General features: G+C 68.8%; 22 protein-coding genes. 16 read left to right on the top strand and 6 right to left on the bottom strand.

The window, feature by feature from the left end; genetic code table 11:
• Positions 1-133: 133 nt before the first annotated feature.
• From ETX26_RS13705 to ETX26_RS13725, 5 genes are read left to right on the top strand one after another with little or no spacing between them, the layout of a single operon-like run.
• Positions 134-343: a DUF3572 family protein gene (locus ETX26_RS13705; protein WP_404825301.1), complete on the top strand. Its 210-nt coding sequence runs from the start codon at positions 134-136 to the stop codon at positions 341-343.
• A complete protein-coding gene (locus ETX26_RS13710; protein ID WP_129525203.1) occupies positions 340-984 on the top strand; it encodes an HAD family hydrolase in 645 nt (214 codons plus the stop codon). Before ETX26_RS13705 ends, ETX26_RS13710 begins: the two co-directional genes overlap by 4 nt.
• Positions 981-1,439 carry a RidA family protein gene (locus tag ETX26_RS13715; protein ID WP_129525204.1) on the top strand — a complete coding sequence of 153 codons (459 nt, stop codon included), beginning with the start codon at positions 981-983 and terminating at the stop codon, positions 1,437-1,439. Before ETX26_RS13710 ends, ETX26_RS13715 begins: the two co-directional genes overlap by 4 nt.
• A gap of 10 nt (positions 1,440-1,449) precedes the next feature.
• The gene (locus ETX26_RS13720) at positions 1,450-2,199 is read left to right on the top strand and encodes a glycerophosphodiester phosphodiesterase family protein (RefSeq protein WP_318531662.1); all 750 of its coding nucleotides are present in this window, start codon (positions 1,450-1,452) and stop codon (positions 2,197-2,199) included.
• Positions 2,196-3,335 (top strand): GNAT family N-acetyltransferase, encoded by a 1,140-nt coding sequence (locus ETX26_RS13725; protein WP_191984723.1) that lies wholly within the window; start codon positions 2,196-2,198, stop codon positions 3,333-3,335. The genes ETX26_RS13720 and ETX26_RS13725 overlap by 4 nt, the downstream gene beginning before the upstream one ends.
• On the opposite strand, the gene ETX26_RS13730 is transcribed toward ETX26_RS13725, so the two are convergent.
• Entirely contained in the window at positions 3,332-3,661 is a 330-nt protein-coding gene (locus ETX26_RS13730) for a hypothetical protein (protein WP_129525206.1), read from the bottom strand. The two genes, ETX26_RS13725 and ETX26_RS13730, sit on opposite strands and share 4 nt — an antisense overlap.
• Before the next feature lie 278 nt (positions 3,662-3,939).
• Here ETX26_RS13730 and dksA point away from each other — a divergent pair, with 278 nt between their 5' ends.
• The 6 genes from dksA (at position 3,940) to kynU (ending at position 9,055) form a co-directional block, all read left to right on the top strand.
• Positions 3,940-4,398 carry an RNA polymerase-binding protein DksA gene (gene dksA, locus ETX26_RS13735; RefSeq protein WP_129525207.1) on the top strand — a complete coding sequence of 153 codons (459 nt, stop codon included), beginning with the start codon at positions 3,940-3,942 and terminating at the stop codon, positions 4,396-4,398.
• A 136-nt stretch (positions 4,399-4,534) separates the two neighbouring features.
• Positions 4,535-4,909, top strand: a complete 375-nt coding sequence (locus ETX26_RS13740; protein WP_129525208.1) for a PilZ domain-containing protein — start codon at positions 4,535-4,537, stop codon at positions 4,907-4,909.
• Between the two features lie 55 nt (positions 4,910-4,964).
• Complete coding sequence (locus ETX26_RS13745) at positions 4,965-6,434, top strand: ABC transporter substrate-binding protein (protein ID WP_129525209.1); 1,470 nt, start codon at positions 4,965-4,967, stop codon at positions 6,432-6,434.
• Positions 6,435-6,452: 18 nt separating this feature from the next.
• Entirely contained in the window at positions 6,453-6,869 is a 417-nt protein-coding gene (locus ETX26_RS13750) for a DUF4112 domain-containing protein (protein WP_129525210.1), read from the top strand.
• A 35-nt stretch (positions 6,870-6,904) separates the two neighbouring features.
• On the top strand, positions 6,905-7,696 hold the full coding sequence (locus ETX26_RS13755) for a tryptophan 2,3-dioxygenase (protein WP_129525211.1): 792 nt from the start codon (positions 6,905-6,907) through the stop codon (positions 7,694-7,696).
• A gap of 141 nt (positions 7,697-7,837) precedes the next feature.
• Entirely contained in the window at positions 7,838-9,055 is a 1,218-nt protein-coding gene (gene kynU, locus ETX26_RS13760; protein WP_129525402.1) for a kynureninase, read from the top strand.
• 24 nt (positions 9,056-9,079) lie between these two features.
• Here kynU and ETX26_RS13765 read toward each other — a convergent pair whose 3' ends face one another.
• Both ETX26_RS13765 and ETX26_RS13770 read right to left on the bottom strand, forming a co-directional pair.
• Positions 9,080-9,544 carry a hypothetical protein gene (locus ETX26_RS13765; RefSeq protein WP_225425788.1) on the bottom strand — a complete coding sequence of 155 codons (465 nt, stop codon included), beginning with the start codon at positions 9,542-9,544 and terminating at the stop codon, positions 9,080-9,082.
• Positions 9,545-9,709: 165 nt separating this feature from the next.
• A complete protein-coding gene (locus ETX26_RS13770; RefSeq protein ID WP_129525212.1) occupies positions 9,710-10,315 on the bottom strand; it encodes an HNH endonuclease in 606 nt (201 codons plus the stop codon).
• A gap of 125 nt (positions 10,316-10,440) precedes the next feature.
• On the opposite strand from ETX26_RS13770, the gene gluQRS reads away from it, so the two are divergent.
• From gluQRS to ETX26_RS13795, 5 genes are read left to right on the top strand one after another with little or no spacing between them, the layout of a single operon-like run.
• The gene (gene gluQRS / locus ETX26_RS13775) at positions 10,441-11,274 is read left to right on the top strand and encodes a tRNA glutamyl-Q(34) synthetase GluQRS (protein WP_129525213.1); all 834 of its coding nucleotides are present in this window, start codon (positions 10,441-10,443) and stop codon (positions 11,272-11,274) included.
• A 13-nt stretch (positions 11,275-11,287) separates the two neighbouring features.
• Positions 11,288-11,518, top strand: a complete 231-nt coding sequence (locus tag ETX26_RS13780) for an HIG1 domain-containing protein (protein WP_129525214.1) — start codon at positions 11,288-11,290, stop codon at positions 11,516-11,518.
• An 18-nt stretch (positions 11,519-11,536) separates the two neighbouring features.
• Positions 11,537-12,106, top strand: coding sequence for a cob(I)yrinic acid a,c-diamide adenosyltransferase (locus ETX26_RS13785; RefSeq protein ID WP_129525215.1), 570 nt, complete (start codon positions 11,537-11,539; stop codon positions 12,104-12,106).
• Positions 12,107-12,166: 60 nt separating this feature from the next.
• Positions 12,167-13,036, top strand: coding sequence for a 3-hydroxybutyryl-CoA dehydrogenase (locus ETX26_RS13790; protein ID WP_129525216.1), 870 nt, complete (start codon positions 12,167-12,169; stop codon positions 13,034-13,036).
• A gap of 53 nt (positions 13,037-13,089) precedes the next feature.
• Entirely contained in the window at positions 13,090-13,428 is a 339-nt protein-coding gene (locus ETX26_RS13795; RefSeq protein ID WP_129525217.1) for a hypothetical protein, read from the top strand.
• Positions 13,429-13,435: 7 nt separating this feature from the next.
• Here ETX26_RS13795 and ETX26_RS13800 read toward each other — a convergent pair whose 3' ends face one another.
• Genes ETX26_RS13800 through mutS form a run of 3 tightly spaced genes read right to left on the bottom strand, consistent with a single transcriptional unit; the run spans position 13,436 to position 16,829 of the window.
• Complete coding sequence (locus ETX26_RS13800) at positions 13,436-13,828, bottom strand: YidH family protein (protein WP_129525218.1); 393 nt, start codon at positions 13,826-13,828, stop codon at positions 13,436-13,438.
• Positions 13,806-14,210, bottom strand: a complete 405-nt coding sequence (locus ETX26_RS13805) for a hypothetical protein (RefSeq protein ID WP_129525219.1) — start codon at positions 14,208-14,210, stop codon at positions 13,806-13,808. The genes ETX26_RS13800 and ETX26_RS13805 overlap by 23 nt, the downstream gene beginning before the upstream one ends.
• 12 nt (positions 14,211-14,222) lie before the next feature.
• Entirely contained in the window at positions 14,223-16,829 is a 2,607-nt protein-coding gene (gene mutS, locus ETX26_RS13810) for a DNA mismatch repair protein MutS (RefSeq protein ID WP_191984724.1), read from the bottom strand.
• Between the last annotated feature and the right edge of the window lie 45 nt (positions 16,830-16,874).

Here is a 16,874-nt window from a genome sequence, read left to right on the forward strand (position 1 = left end):
ACGTCGGGCATGCTCCCCTTGCTGCCCCACGCCTTATGCCTCCCGGAGGACGCTGACAATTATTCGCGAGACTCGATCGAACGACCATGCCCCGGGCGACGCCGATTCGCTGGCGCTCGCCGCGCTCGGCTGGGTGCTGCAGGACGACGATCGGGCGCAGCGCCTGCTCTCGCTGACCGGCCTCACGCCCGAGATCCTGCGCGAGCGGCTGACCGACCGCGGGGTGCTCGCCGCCGTTCTCGAATTTCTCGCCAACCACGAGCCCGACCTCGTCCTCGCGGCCGACGCGCTGAACGTCGCGCCCGAGACGCTGATCGAGGCGCACAGGAGCCTTTCGCAATGAGCCGCCCGCTGATCATCTCCGACTGCGACGAAGTGCTGCTGCACATGGTGGCGCATTTCCGCGACTGGCTCGGCGAGAGCGAGGGGGTGGATTTCACCATCGGTAGCAACAGCTTCGCCGAAGCCATGCGCTGGCGCGAGAGCGGCGAGGTGGTGGGGGAGCGCGACATGTGGCGCCTGCTCGGCCGCTTCTTCGACACCGAGATGGACCGCCAGCGTCCGATCGAGGGCGCGGTCGCGGGGGTCACGGCGCTGGCCGAGCATGCCGACGTGGTGATCCTGACCAACCTCAACGACGAACGGCAGGAGCGCCGCGCGCGCCAGCTCGCCGATCACGGAATCGCGGCGCGGGTCTTCACCAATCAGGGACCCAAGGGGCCGGCGCTCAAGGCGATCGTCGAGGAATATGCGCCCAGCCGCGCGATCTTCATCGACGACCTGCCGCAGCACCACCACTCGGCCGCCGAGACTGTGCCAGAGGTCGTTCGTCTGCACCTCTGCGGCGAGCCGCAACTCGCGCCGCACATCGACTGCGCGCACCGCGCCGGCCATGCGCATGCCCGCATCGACACCTGGTGCGAGGCGCTGCCGTGGCTGATGGACCAATTGAATCTGGAAACACAGGATAGGGAACACGCATGAGCATCGAAGCGAAACTTGCCGAGCTGGGGATCACGTTGCCGGAGGCCGCTGCACCGGTCGCGAGCTATGTTCCGGTGGTGGTCGCGGGCGGGCTCGCCCATGTCTCGGGCCAGTTGCCGTTCGTCGACGGCAAGCTGGTGACGGGACGGCTGGGCGAGGATGTCGCGCTCGACCAGGGCGCCGCGGCGGCGCGCGCCTGCGGACTGATGATCCTCGCGCAGCTCAAGGCCGCGCTCGGCTCGCTCGACCGGGTGGAGCGGATCGTCAAGCTCGGCGCCTTCGTCAACTCGGCGGGTGACTTCACCGACCAGCCCAAGGTCGCCAACGGGGTATCGGACCTGATGCTGGAAGTCTTCGGCGACGCCGGCCGCCATGCCCGCGCCGCGGTCGGCGTGCCGGCGCTCCCGCTCGGCGCCGCGGTCGAGGTGGACGCGATCGTCGCCGTGAGGGGCTGAGCTGAACCCGATCGACGCATGGCGGGCGCCGGCCCCTGATCCTCGGCGGGTCGAATGGCTCGCGCAGTGGACTTATGCCCACCGTGGCCTCCATTCGCCCGGTGTTCCGGAGAACTCGCCTTCGGCCTTCGCCGAGGCAATGGCGCACGGGCTGGCGATCGAGTGCGACGTGCAGCGCACCGGCGACGGGCGCGCGGCGGTGTTCCACGACTGGGAGCTCGACCGGCTGACCGACGAGCGCGGCCCGGTGATCCGGCGCCCGCTGGCGGAGATCGAGACGATCGCGCTCTCCGGCAGCAGCGACCGGATTCCCTCGCTCGAGCGCACGCTGGCGCAAGTCGGGGGCAGGGTGCCCATGCTGATCGAGCTCAAGTCCAAGCGCGAACGGCGTGTCGCGCCGCTGTGCCTCGCCGTGCGCCGCGCGCTCGACGGCTACCGCGGCCCGCACGCGGTGATGAGCTTCGACCCGCGCGTGTCGCGCTGGTTCTCGATCCATTCGCCGCGCACGGTGCGCGGGCTGGTGGTGACCGAGGAGGACGACAAGAGTTTCGCCGGCCTCTGGCGGCGTCACGCCGCGCTGTGGCACGCGCGGCCCGACTTCCTCGCTTACGACGTGCGCGACCTGCCGAGCCGCTTCGCCGAAGGGCAACGCAAGCGCGGGCTGCCGCTCCTGACCTGGACCGTCCGCTCGCCCGAGCTTCGCGACCGCGCCGCTCTCCATGCCGATGCGCCCATTGCCGAGGGAGAAGGACTGGCGTGAGTCACGGCGAGCCGCGCGTGCGCACCGCCGAATCGGTCGGCTCGCTGCCGCGCGCCGAATGGGGCGCGCTCGCCGGAACCGACAATCCGTTCGTCTCCTACGACTTCCTCACCGCGCTCGAGGATTCGGGCAGCGTCGGGCCGGAGACGGGCTGGCTGCCGCTGCCGATCGTGGTCGAGCGCGGGCCGGACCACAGGCTCGCCGCCGCGATGCCGGCCTACGTCAAGTCGCACAGTCAGGGCGAATACGTGTTCGATCATGCCTGGGCCGACGCCTACGAGCGCGCGGGCGGGGCCTATTACCCCAAGCTGCAGATCGCGGTCCCCTTCACGCCCGCCACCGGGCCGCGGCTGCTGGCCGCGACGCCGGGCGACGCCGAAGTGCTCCTGCGCGCGGCCGAATGGGTCTGCGGCCACTTCAAGCTCTCCTCCGCCCACGCGACCTTCATCGAACCCGAACAGCGCGCGCTGTTCGAGCGGGCGGGGTGGATGCTGCGCAGCGACATCCAGTTCCACTGGGAGAACCGCGGCTACGACAGCTTCGATGCGTTCCTCGGCGCGCTCAGCTCGCGCAAGCGCAAGGCGATCCGCAAGGAACGTGCCGCGGCGCAGGAGGGGCTGGAGATCCGCCATCTCACCGGCGACGCGATCCGGCCCGAGCACTGGGACGCGTTCTGGGAATTCTACCAGGACACCGGCGCGCGCAAGTGGGGTTACCCCTACCTCACGCGCGAGGCCTTCACCCTGCTCGGCGAGCGGATGGCGGACCGCATCCTGCTGGTCTTCGCCTACGAGGACGGCGTGCCGATCGCCGGCGCGCTCAACGTGATCGACGGGACGACGCTGTTCGGCCGCTACTGGGGCTGCACCGCCGAGCGGCGCTTCCTCCATTTCGAGCTATGCTACTACCAGGCGATCGACGCCGCGATCGAGCGCGGCCTGGCGCGGGTCGAGGCCGGCGCGCAGGGCGGGCACAAGCTCATGCGCGGCTACGAGCCGGTCGAGACATGGTCGGCGCACTGGATCGCCGATCCGGGGTTCCGCGAGGCGGTCGCCGATTTCCTCGAGCGCGAACGCGAAGGCGTCTCGCTCGACCGCTCGTTCATGGCCGAGCGGAGTCCGTTCCGGAAAGCTTAGGCGACCTTGCGCTCGCCTTCGCGGAGCCAGTTGCGCGCGCGGCGCTGCGCCTCGGCGATCTCGCGGGCGGTCATTTCCTCGGAGACCTCGGCGCGGCAGCCGGCGGCCGCCTCGTGCCCGCCCAGCGCGGCGAGATTGAACCACTTGTGCGCCTCGACCAGATCGCACGGCGCACCGTGGCTGCCGGTCGAGAACGCTACGCCGAGATCGAAATAGGCGGCCGGATCGCCGTGCGCCGCTGCGGCCAGGCAGTGCGCAACCAGCATTTCGGCTGCACTGGTGTCGACGGGCGTGGTCAGCCCGCCTTCGATCGGAATGAGTTCCATCGTTACCCCCCGTTGTCGGCGATCCCATCGCCATGGGGCGGATTTGCAACGGATATGGTCAACAAAGGGTTAATGCGGCCGGTGTGCTTTTTCGAAGGAGCAGACGATCGTTCGGCTTGTCTTAATTTGCGCGAGGGTAGCGGGGGATCGATTGTCGCTTGTGCGTGCTTTTGCCCCCGCCTATAGGCGCGCCCAACGCAAGGCCCGGGTCGCCGGAATGTGCCGGACGATCCGACAGACAAGCGCCGGCTGAGGCCGGCAGGGGTTGAGAGGCAACTATGGCGTCCGCGGTGTCCAGCGACATCGAAGTTCTCGAAAAGGCCAGAAAATCGGTCGCTGCGGACTATGTGCCGCGCGAAGACGAGCCTTATATGAGCGAGCAGCAGGTCAACTTCTTCCGCAAGCTCCTCCTCGAATGGAAACGGTCGATCCTCGACGCGTCTTCGGCGACCCTGCAGTCGCTGCAGGACGGTCCGATCCGGGAACCCGATCTCAACGACCGCGCGTCGAGCGAGGCGGACTGGGGGATCGAGCTGCGCACCCGCGACCGGCAGCGCAAGCTGATCGCCAAGATCGATGCGGCACTGCGCCGGATCGATGCGGGCGAATACGGCTATTGCGAGGTGACCGGCGATCCGATCGGCATCCGCCGCCTGATTGCGCGACCCGTCGCGACGATGACGGTCGAGGCCCAGGAAGCGCACGAGCGGCGCGAGAAGATCTCGCGTGACGATTGATTGCCCGCGACGCGCAGCCCCACGGGTGATAAACACGCTTAAAGCTTCCTTAGCCAATCGCGCCTAAGCCGATTCGAACCCGCGGGTCGCTCGGCGGCGCGGAGTTTTTTGACCGAGGAAAGGACGGAAACCGCGAATGTCCGGCGTCGACACCCGACACGACCCACGCGACAGCCTGTTTTTGCTCGCCTCGCTTCGCTTTGCCGAGGACGATGCCGAGCATCGCGTCAAGGTCCGCAATCTGTCCGCCGGCGGGATGATGGCCGAAGGCGAGGTGCGCGTCGAACGCGGCGCGCGGCTTTCGGTTCACCTGCGCAATGTCGGCTGGGTCGACGGCACGGTGGCCTGGGTCCAGGACCGGCGGTTCGGCATCGCCTTTTCCGAAGAGATCGACGCCAGGCTCGTGCGCGCGCCGGTCGGCGCGCCCGACACGGGCACGCCCCGGTTCACCAAGCCGGCCTCGATCCTTCCCGGACAGCCGATCGACGTCTCCCGCCTGCGCAAGCTCTGAGCCGCGCTCTTCGCGGCTGACCTCGCCCGCTTTGCTTGCTAGGCACTGGGCGGAGATGCGAATCCGCAGGCTGGCCCTTTCTCTCGTTGTCCCCCTTGCGCTTGCCGGCTGCGGCGACGCGGGCGACGACTTGGTGGATGTCGTCTTCATCGGTCAGCCCGAACAGCTCGAAGAGGACGGGTTGCGCCTCTCACCCGCGGCCCAGCACTTGCGGGCCGCCACGGCGGAAGGGCTCGTGTCGCTGGACGCGAGCGGCAATGTCGTGCCCGGCGTGGCCGAGCGCTGGATCGTCACCGACGACGGCCTCAGCTACATCTTCCGCCTGCGCAATTCGGACTGGCCGGACGGCACGCCGATGGAATCGCAGGACGTTCGCGCCGAACTGCGGCGGATGATTGCGCGGCTCCAGGGCACCTCGCTCGGGCTCGATCTCGCCAAGATCAGGGAAGTGCGCGCGATGACCGGCCGGGTCATCGAAATCCGCTTGTGGAGCCCGATGCCGGACCTGCTGCAGGTCCTCGCGCAGCCGGAGCTCGGGCTGCGCCGCAATGGGCGGGGCACCGGCCCGATGGCAGTCACGCGTGCCGACGACGCCTGGATGCTGGAGCCGCGTCCGCCCGAGATGCGCGGCCGGCCGGAGGACCCCGAGTGGGATCAGCGCATCCGCCAGATCCGTCTGCGGGCGCTTCCGGCCGAACAGGCGGTGGCGGTGTTCGAATCGGGCGGGGCCGATCTGGTTCTCAACGGCACGCTCGCCGATCTTCCGCTGGCCGACGTTGGCGCGCTGTCACGCGGCACCGTTCGGCTCGATGCAGCCCTGGGGCTGTTCGGGCTGCGCGTCCATTCGCAGGAGGGCCTGCTTGCCGACGCCGCGCAGCGCGAGGCGCTGGCGATGGCGATCGACCGCGCGACCCTGCTCCAGCCGTTCAACATCGGCGGCTGGATTCCGACCACCCGGATCGTCGCCCCGGACCTGCCCGACGACATCGGGACGATCGACGAACGCTGGAGTGACCTTTCGCTGGAAGAGCGCCGCAGCCAGGCGGCGCAACGCATCGCCGCGTGGAGGGCGGACGGCGAAGATCGCACCGCGCGCGTCTCGATCGCGCTGCCGTCAGGCCCCGGCTCGGACCTTCTGTTCAACGAACTGGCGCGGGACTTCGCGGCGATCGGCGTCGATCTCGAGCGCGTGGACGATCCGCAGGATGCCGATTTGACGCTGGTGGACCGCGTCGCCCGCTATGGCAGCGCGCGCTGGTTCCTCAACCAGTTCAACTGTTCGCTGGATAACGGCCTCTGCACGCCCGAGGCCGATGCGCGGATCGCCGAGGCGCGGACCGAGATCGACCCCATGGTGCGCGCCGCGCTCTATGCCGAAGCCGAAGCCGAGCTCGCGGCGAGCAACGTCTATATCCCGATCGGCGCGCCGATCCGCTGGTCGCTGGTGCGAGGCGGGACCGATGGGTTTCAGGAGAACCGCTGGAACGTCCATCCCTTGCTCCCGCTCGCGCTCCGCCCCATCTAGGGCGGTGAGGAGAAACGCATGGACGAGCGTCGGCAAACCCGCGCGATGGGCGTCGAACTGCCTCTGGGCAGCGACCCGCAATCGGTTCGCAAACGGATCGAGGCGATGGAGATGTTGCTCGAACGCAGCTTTCGCATTCCGGGAATCAACTATCCGGTCGGGCTCGACGCGATCGCCGGGCTCGTTCCCGTCGTCGGAGATGTCGTGACTGCGGCGATGGGCGCCTACATCGTGTGGGAAGCGCGCAACCTGGGTATGCCCAAGTGGAAGCTGTGGCGCATGGCGGGCAACGTCGCGTTCGACACCGCCGTCGGTGCGATCCCGGTCGCGGGCGATGCCTTCGACCTGCTGTTCCGCTCCAACACGCGCAACCTGAAGATCGTGCGCAAGCATCTCGACAAGCACCATCCCGAGACCCGGATCATAGAGGGCTAGTTTCATTGGTGACCGGTTCGCGGTAGAGGCCGCCCATGGCCCGCGACGTCACCTATTCGTCCTATCTCGACCTCGACCGCATCCTGGCGGCGCAACACCCGGTCTCGGGCGCGCACGACGAGATGCTGTTCATCATCGTCCACCAGGCGAGCGAGCTGTGGCTCAAGCTCTGCCTGCACGAGCTCCAGTCCGCGCGCGAGCACATCGCAGCCGACACGCTGCGCCCGGCGTTCAAGATGCTCGCCCGCGTCGCCCGTGCGCAGGGGCAGCTGATCCAGAGCTGGGACGTGCTCTCGACGATGACGCCGCACGACTATTCGACCGTGCGGCCCTATCTCGGCAGTTCGAGCGGGTTCCAGTCGGCGCAGTACCGGCTGATGGAATTCCTCCTCGGCGGCCGCAATCCCGACATGGTGACGATCCACGAGGCGACGCCGGACGTGGCCGAGGCACTGCGCGCCGAGCTTGCCCGCCCGAGCCTCTATGCCGAGGCGATCCGCCTGCTCGCCCGGCGCGGGTTCACGGTTCCCGACGAGGTGCTCGAACGCGACCACGGCGCCCCGTGGGAGCATTCGCCTGCGGTCGAGGCGGCCTGGGCGGAGATCTACCGCGAGCCTTCGGCGCACTGGGATCTCTACGAGCTGGCCGAGAAGCTGGTCGATCTCGAATACCACTTCCAGCGCTGGCGCTTCGGCCACCTGAAGACGGTCGAGCGCATCATCGGCTTCAAGCGTGGCACCGGCGGCACGCCGGGTGTGCCCTATCTCGAAGGCGTGCTGAAACAGGCGTTCTTCCCCGAACTGCTCAGCGTCCGGACGGCGATATGAGCGTCTCACGGTCCACGCCCGCAACCCCGTTCGCCCTGAGCTTGTCGAAGGGCCGCACTTTACTTCAAGCGCTCCGCCCGAAAAAAGAGCGGTGCTTCGACAGGCTCAGCACGAACGGAGGAGGGTAGGGTGAGCCAGGGTTTGCTCGCCGAAGCCCGCGCGCTCGATGCCGCCGACCCCTTGCGTGAATATCGTGCGCGGTTCGATCTGCCCGAGGGCGTGATCTATCTTGATGGTAACTCGCTCGGCGCATTGCCGAAGGTCACCGCCGACCGGATGGCGCAAGTCATCCGCGGCGAATGGGGCGAGGGGCTGATCCGGAGCTGGAACAGCGCGGACTGGATCAACCTTCCGCAGCGCGTCGGCGGCAAGATCGCCCCGTTGATCGGCGCCGCGCCGGACGAGGTGATCGCCTGCGACAGCACTTCGGTGAACCTGTTCAAGCTGATCGCGGCGGCGCTCCGCATGCGGCCGGGCCGCAAGGTCGTGCTGTCCGAACCGGGCAACTTCCCGACCGACCTCTACATGATCGCCGGGCTCGAGGCGCAGGGACTTGCCGAGCGCCGCCTCGCCCCGCGCGAGCGGATTGCCGAGGCGCTCGATGGCGACGTCGCGCTGCTGCTGCTGACCCAGGTCCACTACAAGACCGGCGCGGTGTTCGACATGGCCGCGCTCACCCGAGCCGCGCACGAAGCGGGCGCGCTGGTCCTGTGGGACCTGTCGCACAGCGCCGGGGCGATCCCGGTCGATCTCGACGGATGCGAGGCCGATTTCGCGGTCGGCTGCGGCTACAAGTACCTGAACGGCGGGCCTGGCGCCCCGGCCTTCGCCTATGCCGCCCGCCGCCACCACGAGGCGCTGGAGCAACCGTTGACCGGCTGGATGGGCCACGCCGCGCCCTTCGCCTTCTTCGACGACTACGCCCCGGCGACCGGTGTGGACCGCCTGCTCACCGGCACCCCGCCGATCCTCGGCCTCGCAGCGCTCGAATGCGGCGTCGAGCTGATCGCGGAGATCGGCATCGAGCGCCTGGCGGCAAAGTCGCGCGAACTGTCCAAGTTCTTCCGCACCTGCCTCGACCGCACTGGCGTCGAACTCGATCTCGTCAGTCCCACCGACCCGGAGCAGCGCGGCAGCCAGCTCTCCTTCCGCCACCCGGAGGCCTATGCGATCTGCCAGGCCCTGATCGCGCGCGGCGTGATCGGCGACTTCCGCGACCCCGACATCCTGCGCCTCGGCTTCGCCCCGGCCTACGTGTCGTTCGAGGACGTGGCCGAGGCCGCCCGGCATGTGGCCGAAGTGCTCGAAACCGGCGAATGGCAACGCGAGGAATTCCGCGAGAGAGCGGCGGTGACCTGACCGTTCGGCGGGGCCGGCTACCGGTTACTCGCCCGCGTCGCGCGCTGTAAGCTCGGCGAGCCGCTCCTCCTGCATTGCGATGGTGGGAACCCCGGAGGCTTCACGCATGGCGTCGCTTAGCAGCTCTCGCTCAAAAGGCTCCTGGGACCAGCCATCGCTGCGCTTCTGGAACTGAGTTCCGTAGATTTGCGGCTGTCCGATAGCCATGAGGTAGCGGTCCAGAGTCGCGGCGGCGATCCAGGTCGCCTCCTCCTTTCCGCGGGCCACCGCGACAAGCGCCAGTGCGTGCGCCTTCAGATAATCCGATGGCTCACTGCCATGCTGGAAGACGAAAGCAGCATGGTAGAAATCGTCGCCGCTACGCAGTTCGCCGGTGCCGAGCAGTTCACCGACGTGTTTCCTGCGTTCCGCGTCCTCTTTGGCAACGGTTGCCCAATCTATGTTCGGCGCCTTCCGCGCGGCCTGATCCGCTTCGAAGATCGCCGTCATTTCGGGATTGGCCGGCCTCTGGGCAGTCTGTGACGCGATGTCATCGCAGGACTCCTGCGCTGCGGCTGGTGCCGCCAGCAAAAGCACCGATAACCAAGCCGCTTTTCCAAGCATCACGATTTGCCTCTCCCAAAACATGGATCGTGCCGATCTGCCGACGCCGTCTTATTCCTCCAGCTCGATGTCCCAGTAGAGCCAGTCGCGCCAGGTTTCGTGGAGGTAGTTGGGCGGGAAGGCCTTGCCGCGTTCCTGCAGCTGCCAGCTTGTCGGGCGGATCGGGCTGACGTGCGGCATGTGCGCCTGGCGGGGCGTGCGGCCGCCCTTCTTCATGTTGCACGGGGCGCAGGCGGTGATGATGTTCTCCCAGGTCGTCTTGCCGCCCAGGCGGCGGGGCACGACGTGGTCGAAGGTCAGATGCTCGGGGCTGCCGCAGTACTGGCAGGCGAAGCGGTCGCGCAGGAACACGTTGAAGCGGGTGAAGGCGGGGAATTCCGAGTGCTTCACGTATTGCTTGAGCGCGATCACGCTCGGGATCTTCATGTCGAGCGAGGGTGAATGGACTTCGCGTTCGTAGGTCGCGACCACGTCCACCCGGTCGAGGAAGATCGCCTTGATCGCGGTCTGCCACGGCCACACGCTCAGCGGATAGTACGAGAGCGGCGTGAAGTCGGCATTGAGGACGAGCGCGGGGCATGCCGACAAGCTGCGTGTCGGATCTTCCTCGGCGCTCCTGAACCGCGCCGCCCGTTCGATCAGTTCGGCCTTGAACACCTTCGCGTGTCCTCCCTGATACGTCGGAAGGGAGCACTTGCCGCAAAACGCGTCAAGACTGTTACAGGAGCGGAATCCACAAGCATTTTCCGCGAGTCGCGGCATTTGCGCCACGGAGGCCTTCGCTGATCGTCACCCGGTTCGCCCCCAGCCCGAACGGTTCGCTGCATCTCGGGCACGCCTTTTCGGCGATCGTCGCGCACGATCTCGCCCGGGAGCGCGGCGGGCGTTTCCTGCTCAGGATCGAGGACATCGACGGGGCGCGCAGCAGGCCGGAGCTCGCGGAGGAATTCCGTGCCGACCTCGCCTGGCTGGGGCTCGAGTGGGACGAGGTCGCTCCGCAATCGGCGCGCGTGGCGAGCTATACCGCCGCCGCCGACCGGCTGCGAGGCGAGGGCCTGCTCTACCCCTGCACCTGCACGCGGGCCGAGATCGCCGCGGCTGCCAAGACCGTCGGACCCGAAGGGCCGGTCTACCCCGGAACCTGCAAGGGCCGCGCCGTCGACACGGGCGAACCGGCCGCCTGGCGCCTCGACGTGGCGGAGGCTCTCGCGCGCACCGGCCCGCTGACCTGGACCGACGAATGCGCCGGCGTCCAGCAGGCCGATCCGGCGCGTCTCGGCGACGTGGTGCTGGTGCGCAAGGATCGCGAGACCCCGGCGAGCTACCACCTCGCGGCCACGCTCGACGATGCGGCCGACGGCGTTACTCTGGTGACGCGCGGACGGGATCTGTTCGCCGCGACCCATATCCACCGCCTGCTCCAGGCGCTGCTCGGCCTGCCCGTGCCGACCTGGCACCATCACCCGCTGCTGCTCGACCGCGAGGGCAGGAAGCTGGCCAAGCGCCGCAATTCGCCTTCGCTGGCCGACCGCCGCCGGGCGGGCGAGGACGGCCTCACCCTCGCGGCCGATCTGCGTGCCGGGCGCTTCCCCGCTGGCATTTCGCTCGGCGAGTGACTAGGTTACGCAGATGACCACTTTCTTCGTCATCGTCCTCGTCGTCCTCATGGGACTGGTCGTCTATTCGCTGGTGCGCGGCATCGTCGCTTTCCTCAAGAGCACCAAGATGGACCTCGAGCGTGAGGATACCGGGGGGGCGACCGAGATGCAGCTGATGCAGAACAAGATGATGTTCGCGCGCATCAAGTATCAGGCCCTGGCGGTCGTGGTCGTGGCGGTCCTGCTCGCCATTTCCAGCTAGGCGGTGCCGGCCTAGCGCATGGTCAAGCTCAACAAGATCTACACCCGCACCGGCGACGACGGCACGACCGGCCTCGTCGACGGCTCGCGCACGGCCAAGCATTCGCTGCGCATCGCCGCGATCGGCAAAGTCGACAGCGCGAACAGCGCGCTCGGCCTCGCTGCGGTCGCGCTGGAGGGCGGCGAGCACGCGGACACGATCTACCGCATCCAGAACGACCTGTTCGACCTCGGCGCCGATCTCGCCACGCCGGGCGAGGATTTCGCGCCGTCGGAGATGACGCTGCGGATCGTGCAGGCGCAAGTCGACTGGCTGGAGAGCCAGATCGACCGCATCAACGCGCGGCTCGAGCCGCTCAGGAGCTTCGTTCTCCCCGGCGGCACCGAAGCGGCGGCGCGCGTCCATGTCGCCCGTGCCTCCGCGCGCGAGGCGGAGCGGGCGATGACCGCGCTGGCGGAGCGCGAGCCGGCCAATCCCGCGGCGCTCGCCTATATCAATCGCCTGTCAGACTACCTCTTCGTCCTCGCCCGTGCGCTCAACGCGGACGGGGCGGACGACGTGAAGTGGGTGCCCGGCGCCAACCGCTAGCCAGGGTCCCGCCGAGCCGCTAACAGCCTCCCTTCTGCTGCAACTGCGAAGGGTTTTGCGATGCGAAAGGTCGGGATCATCGGGGCGGGCCAGATGGGCTCCGGCATAGCGCAGACGGTCGCGCAGCACGGAATCCAGGTGCTGCTCGCCGACGTCGAACTGAGTGTCGCCGAAAAGGCCAAGAGCGGGATCGACCGCGCGCTCGGCAAACTCGTGAGCAAGGGCAAGATCGAGACCGCCGAGGCGGAGGCGGCCCTGGCGCGGATCACGCCGGTAGCCGGCTACGAGGCGATGGCCGACGCCGAGCTGATCATCGAGGCCGCGACCGAGCGCGAGGAGATCAAGCGCGCGATCTTCGAAGCGGCGGGCAAGATTCTGGCGCAGGACGCGATCCTTGCCAGCAACACCAGCTCGATCCCGATCACCCGCATGGCGAACTGGTCGCCCGACCCCGCGCGCTTCATCGGCCTCCATTTCTTCAACCCCGTGCCCGTGATGGGGCTGATCGAGGTCATCCCCGGCCTCGCGACCTCGGACGAGACGACCGCCCGGATGCGCGCCTTCGCGGAGGAGCTGGGCAAGGAAGTCGTGCTCTCGCAGGACGAGCCGGGCTTCGTCGTCAACCGTATCCTCCTGCCGATGCTCAACGAGGCGGTGTTCGTGCTCGGACAGGGCACGGCCAGCATCGAGGACATCGATAAGGGCTGCCGGCTCGGCCTCAACCATCCGATGGGCCCGCTGCAGCTTGCGGATTTCGTCGGCCTCGACACCTGTTTCGAGATCATCCAGGTGCTCCACAAGACCACCGGCGATCCCAAGTACCGCCCGGCGCCGCTGCTGGTGAAGTACGTCGAGGCGGGCTGGCTCGGCCGCAAGACCGGCCGCGGCTTCTACGACTATTCGGGCGAGGAGCCCGTTCCCACGCGCTGAACGGAGGAACGGCCGGCACGCGCCGCCGTTGGCCATGCGAAGGAGAATTTCGCATGGCCGACAAACCCGTGAAGAGCCAGGAAGAGCGCCAGGCCGACCTCGCGCCCGAGACGCACAACGACGAGCAGGACGATCACCGCTCGCAGACCCAGGAAGTCGCGGACGAGGCGATGGAGCCTTCCGAACGCAGTCCGACGGAAAGCGAGAAGGACGACAACTCCAGCGGCCTGATGAACGATTCGACCCAGGACATGGTTGACCGCATGCGCGACATGGAAAGCTCGGGCCGGATCGACATGGACGCCTACCGCGGCGAGCCGAACCACGACGACAACGTCGACAAGTACGGCAAGGCGCACAAGCCCGACGGGCTGCGCGGCGACGGGACCTAGTATCCCGCTAGCCCGAAATGTCCCCGTCGTTGAGGATCCACAGCCCGGCGATCAGGATCGCCGAGCCGAGGATCACTGCGAAAGCAAGTAGCCGGAAGTTAGGGGAAGTTGCCCGTTCGAACGAGTGGGCGTGGAGCTGCGACATCGTGTGCCGCGCGCGCCGCTGTGCCGAGAATGCCAGCGCGCCCCCCGCGGCGATGAACAGCGTCGCGATCGCCTTCGCGAGCCACGGCGGCTCGAGCTCTCCGAACAGCGCATGAAACGCGACGCCGATGCCGATCGCGGCGAAAGCCGTGCGGATCCATCCGGCGAAGGTCCGCTCCATCGCCATGATGTTGCGATCTTCGGCGTACTTGGTCCGCTCGACCGCGAGTTCGCTACGATCCTGATCCTTCGACATCGTAGGGGAGCATAGAGACCTCCTCCTCCGCTTCAAGAACCGGGTTCTCGTCCGGGGCCTCGGAAATGATCATCGGGCCGGCGTCGAACCCTTCGGCAGCATCGATCAGCTCCGAATCGGGTGTGAAGCTTCCCCCATCGATCGGCTCGCTGAACTCGCCCTCCGGCGGGGCAAGCGCCGGCGGCGGCACGCGTTCGGGCATCTCGCTCGGCCCGGGGGGTTCCGAATCGCCCGCGCGCTGCCGGTCGGCCATCCGGTCGAGCAGCCCGCCGCTGTCCTCACTACCGACGAGCGCGGCAGCGGCGAGCAGGATCAGACCGGCGAGGGCGAGCGCCGCCCATTTGTTGCGGAACGGGTCGAAATACATTGCGCGGGAGAGCATGAACGCGAATGCTTAAGGTTCGGTGGAGGCCGCGTCCTGCTTGAGCGTATAGAGCGCATCGAGCGCATCGCGGGGGGAGAGCGCATCGACGTCGAGCTCCCGCAAGCGGTCGCGCAGGGTGTCGCGGCGTTCCTCCTGCACGGCGCTGGCCGCGGCGAACAGCGGCAGATCGCCGAGCCCCGCGGCGAGACCGCCGGTTTCGGCGCGCCCTTTCTCCAGCCGGTCGAGGACCGACTTCGCACGCGCCACGACCGCGTCGGGCACGCCCGCCAGGCGTGCCACGGCAAGCCCGTAGCTGCGGTCCGCCGGCCCCTGCGCCAGTTCGTGCAGCAGTACCAGATCGCCCTTCCACTCGCGCGCGCGGACGTGGTGGAGGCTGAGCGCCTCGCAGGTCTCCGCCAGCCGCGACAGCTCGTGGTAGTGCGTCGCGAAGAGGCAGCGGCAGCGGTTGGTCTCGTGCACCGCCTCGACCACCGCCCAGGCGAGCGCGAGGCCGTCGTACGTCGAGGTACCGCGGCCGACTTCGTCGAGGATCACGAAGCTGCGCTCCGTCGCCTGCGACAGGATCGCGGCGGTCTCGACCATCTCGACCATGAAGGTCGACCGGCCGCGCGCGAGGTTGTCAGACGCGCCGACGCGGCTGAACAGGCGGTCGACCAGTCCGACCCGCGCCGCTGCAGCGGGCACGAAGCAGCCGGCCTGCGCCAGCAGCACGATCAGCGCGTTCTGCCGCAGGAAGGTCGACTTGCCGCCCATGTTGGGCCCCCCGATCAGCCACAGCCTGTCCTGATCATCGAGCCGGCAGTCGTTGGCGACGAAGCGCTCGCCGCCTTTCGCCAGCGCCTGCTCGACCACGGGGTGGCGGCCGCCGACGATCTCGAGGCAGCGGTCCTCCAGGATCTCCGGCCGGCACCAGTCGCCCTCGGCCGCGCGCTCGGCATTGCCGGCCGCTACGTCGAGCCGGGCAAGGGCGGTCGCGGTCGCTGCGATCGCCTCGCGCGCGTCGATGACGGCGGCGGTGAGTTCTTCGAAGTGCGCCTCCTCGGCTGCCAGTGCGTGGCCGCCCGCTTCGACAATCCGCGCGGCTTCCTCGTGCAGGCCGAGCGAGTTGAAGCGCACCGCGCCGGCCATGGTCTGGCGGTGGGTGAAGCCGCTGTCCGAGGCCATCAGCGCGTCGGCGTGCTTGGCGGGCACTTCGATGAAGTAGCCGAGCACGCCGTTGTGCTTGATCTTGAGCGCGGCGATCCCGGTTTCCTCGCGGTAGCGCCCCTCGAGCGCGGCGATCGCGCGGCGGGCGTTGCCCGACGTCTGCCGCAGCTCGTCGAGCGCGGCGTCGTAGCCTTCGGCGATGAATCCGCCGTTCTGCCGCTCGGTCGGCGGCGCGGGCACGAGCGCGCGCTGGAGCAGGTCGACCAGCGCGCCGTGGCCGCCCATGGCCGGCAGCAGGCGTTCGAGCAGGGCGGGCCGGTCGGGCTCGCCCTGCAGATGATCGCGAATCCGTCGCGCTTCGGCGAGACCGTCGCGCACCTGGCCGAGATCGCGTGGGGATCCGCGCCCGGCGACGATCCGGCCGAGCGCGCGGCCGATGTCGGGCAGGGCGCGCAGGACCTCGCGCAAGTCGGCGCGTAGCAGCGGATCGGCATGGAGCCAGCCGACCAGCGCCAGCCGCGCCTCGATCGCCTCGCGGTCGGTCAGCGGGGCGGCGAGGTCGTCCGCCAGTTGCCGCGCGCCCGCGCCGGTCGCGCAGCGGTCGATCGCCGCGATCAGGCTGCCCTGCCGCCCGCCGCGCTGCGCCTCGAGGATTTCCAAGCTGGCCCGGGTCGCCTCGTCCATCGCCATGGCCGAATCGCTCTCGCGCGCGACCGGCGGCAGGAGCAGCGGCATCGTGCCGCGCCCCGCATGGTCGAGATAGGCGAGCAGGCCGCCTGCCGCCGCCAGCATCGGCCGCGTGAACGCGCCGAACCCGTCGAGCGTCGCGACCCCGTGTACCGCCTTGAGCCGCGCTTCGCCCCCCTCGCTGGCGAAGTCCTGCCGGGCCCGTTCGATCGCGTCGGCAGGCCTCGCGTCCCAGTCCTCGGGCGCGACGACTTCGCTCGGGCCGAGACGGGCGAGCGCGGCGCCAAGCCGGTCGGCGGCACATTCCTCTAGCTCCATCCGCCCGGTCGAGATGTCGACGGCGGCAATGCCGATCATGCCGCGCAGTTCGCATGCCGCGACGAGGACGTTCGCGCGCCGCGGTTCGAGCAGCGCTTCCTCGGTCAGCGTTCCGGCAGTGACGAAGCGCACGATGTCGCGCCGCACCAGCGCCTTCGAGCCGCCGCGCTTCTTCGCCTCCTCGGGCGTCTCGACCTGCTCGGCGATCGCGACGCGGCAGCCGGCCTTGATCAGCCGCGCGAGATAGCCCTCGGCCGAATGAACCGGCACGCCGCACATCGGCACGGCCTCGCCGCCGTGTTCGCCGCGCGTGGTCAGCGCGATGTCGAGGATCGTGGCGGCCTGGCGCGCGTCGTCGAAGAACAGCTCGAAGAAGTCGCCCATGCGGTAGAACAGCAGGCACCCTTCGGCCTCGCGCTTCAGCGCATGGTACTGCTCCATCATCGGGGTCGACTTGCCCGCCATGCGCAGGGGCCTAGCGCCGCCCCCGGCGATTCGGGAAGGGGAGCG

Origin of the sequence: Pelagerythrobacter rhizovicinus, assembly GCF_004135625.1 — a bacterium.
Classification (GTDB): Bacteria; Pseudomonadota; Alphaproteobacteria; order Sphingomonadales; family Sphingomonadaceae; genus Pelagerythrobacter; species Pelagerythrobacter rhizovicinus.

Bases quoted from the DNA above. Each gene is read 5' to 3' on its own strand.
- ETX26_RS13710 (WP_129525203.1), top strand. From the start codon at position 340: ATGAGCCGCCCGCTGATCATCTCCGACTGCGACGAAGTGCTGCTGCAC.
- ETX26_RS13715 (WP_129525204.1), top strand. From the start codon at position 981: ATGAGCATCGAAGCGAAACTTGCCGAGCTGGGGATCACGTTGCCGGAG.
- ETX26_RS13730 (WP_129525206.1), bottom strand. From the start codon at position 3,661: ATGGAACTCATTCCGATCGAAGGCGGGCTGACCACGCCCGTCGACACC.
- dksA (WP_129525207.1), top strand. From the start codon at position 3,940: ATGGCGTCCGCGGTGTCCAGCGACATCGAAGTTCTCGAAAAGGCCAGA.
- ETX26_RS13740 (WP_129525208.1), top strand. From the start codon at position 4,535: ATGTCCGGCGTCGACACCCGACACGACCCACGCGACAGCCTGTTTTTG.
- ETX26_RS13745 (WP_129525209.1), top strand. From the start codon at position 4,965: ATGCGAATCCGCAGGCTGGCCCTTTCTCTCGTTGTCCCCCTTGCGCTT.
- ETX26_RS13750 (WP_129525210.1), top strand. From the start codon at position 6,453: ATGGACGAGCGTCGGCAAACCCGCGCGATGGGCGTCGAACTGCCTCTG.
- ETX26_RS13755 (WP_129525211.1), top strand. From the start codon at position 6,905: ATGGCCCGCGACGTCACCTATTCGTCCTATCTCGACCTCGACCGCATC.
- ETX26_RS13765 (WP_225425788.1), bottom strand. From the start codon at position 9,544: ATGACGGCGATCTTCGAAGCGGATCAGGCCGCGCGGAAGGCGCCGAAC.
- ETX26_RS13780 (WP_129525214.1), top strand. From the start codon at position 11,288: ATGACCACTTTCTTCGTCATCGTCCTCGTCGTCCTCATGGGACTGGTC.
- ETX26_RS13785 (WP_129525215.1), top strand. From the start codon at position 11,537: ATGGTCAAGCTCAACAAGATCTACACCCGCACCGGCGACGACGGCACG.
- ETX26_RS13790 (WP_129525216.1), top strand. From the start codon at position 12,167: ATGCGAAAGGTCGGGATCATCGGGGCGGGCCAGATGGGCTCCGGCATA.
- ETX26_RS13795 (WP_129525217.1), top strand. From the start codon at position 13,090: ATGGCCGACAAACCCGTGAAGAGCCAGGAAGAGCGCCAGGCCGACCTC.
- ETX26_RS13800 (WP_129525218.1), bottom strand. From the start codon at position 13,828: ATGTCGAAGGATCAGGATCGTAGCGAACTCGCGGTCGAGCGGACCAAG.
- ETX26_RS13805 (WP_129525219.1), bottom strand. From the start codon at position 14,210: ATGCTCTCCCGCGCAATGTATTTCGACCCGTTCCGCAACAAATGGGCG.
- mutS (WP_191984724.1), bottom strand. From the start codon at position 16,829: ATGGCGGGCAAGTCGACCCCGATGATGGAGCAGTACCATGCGCTGAAG.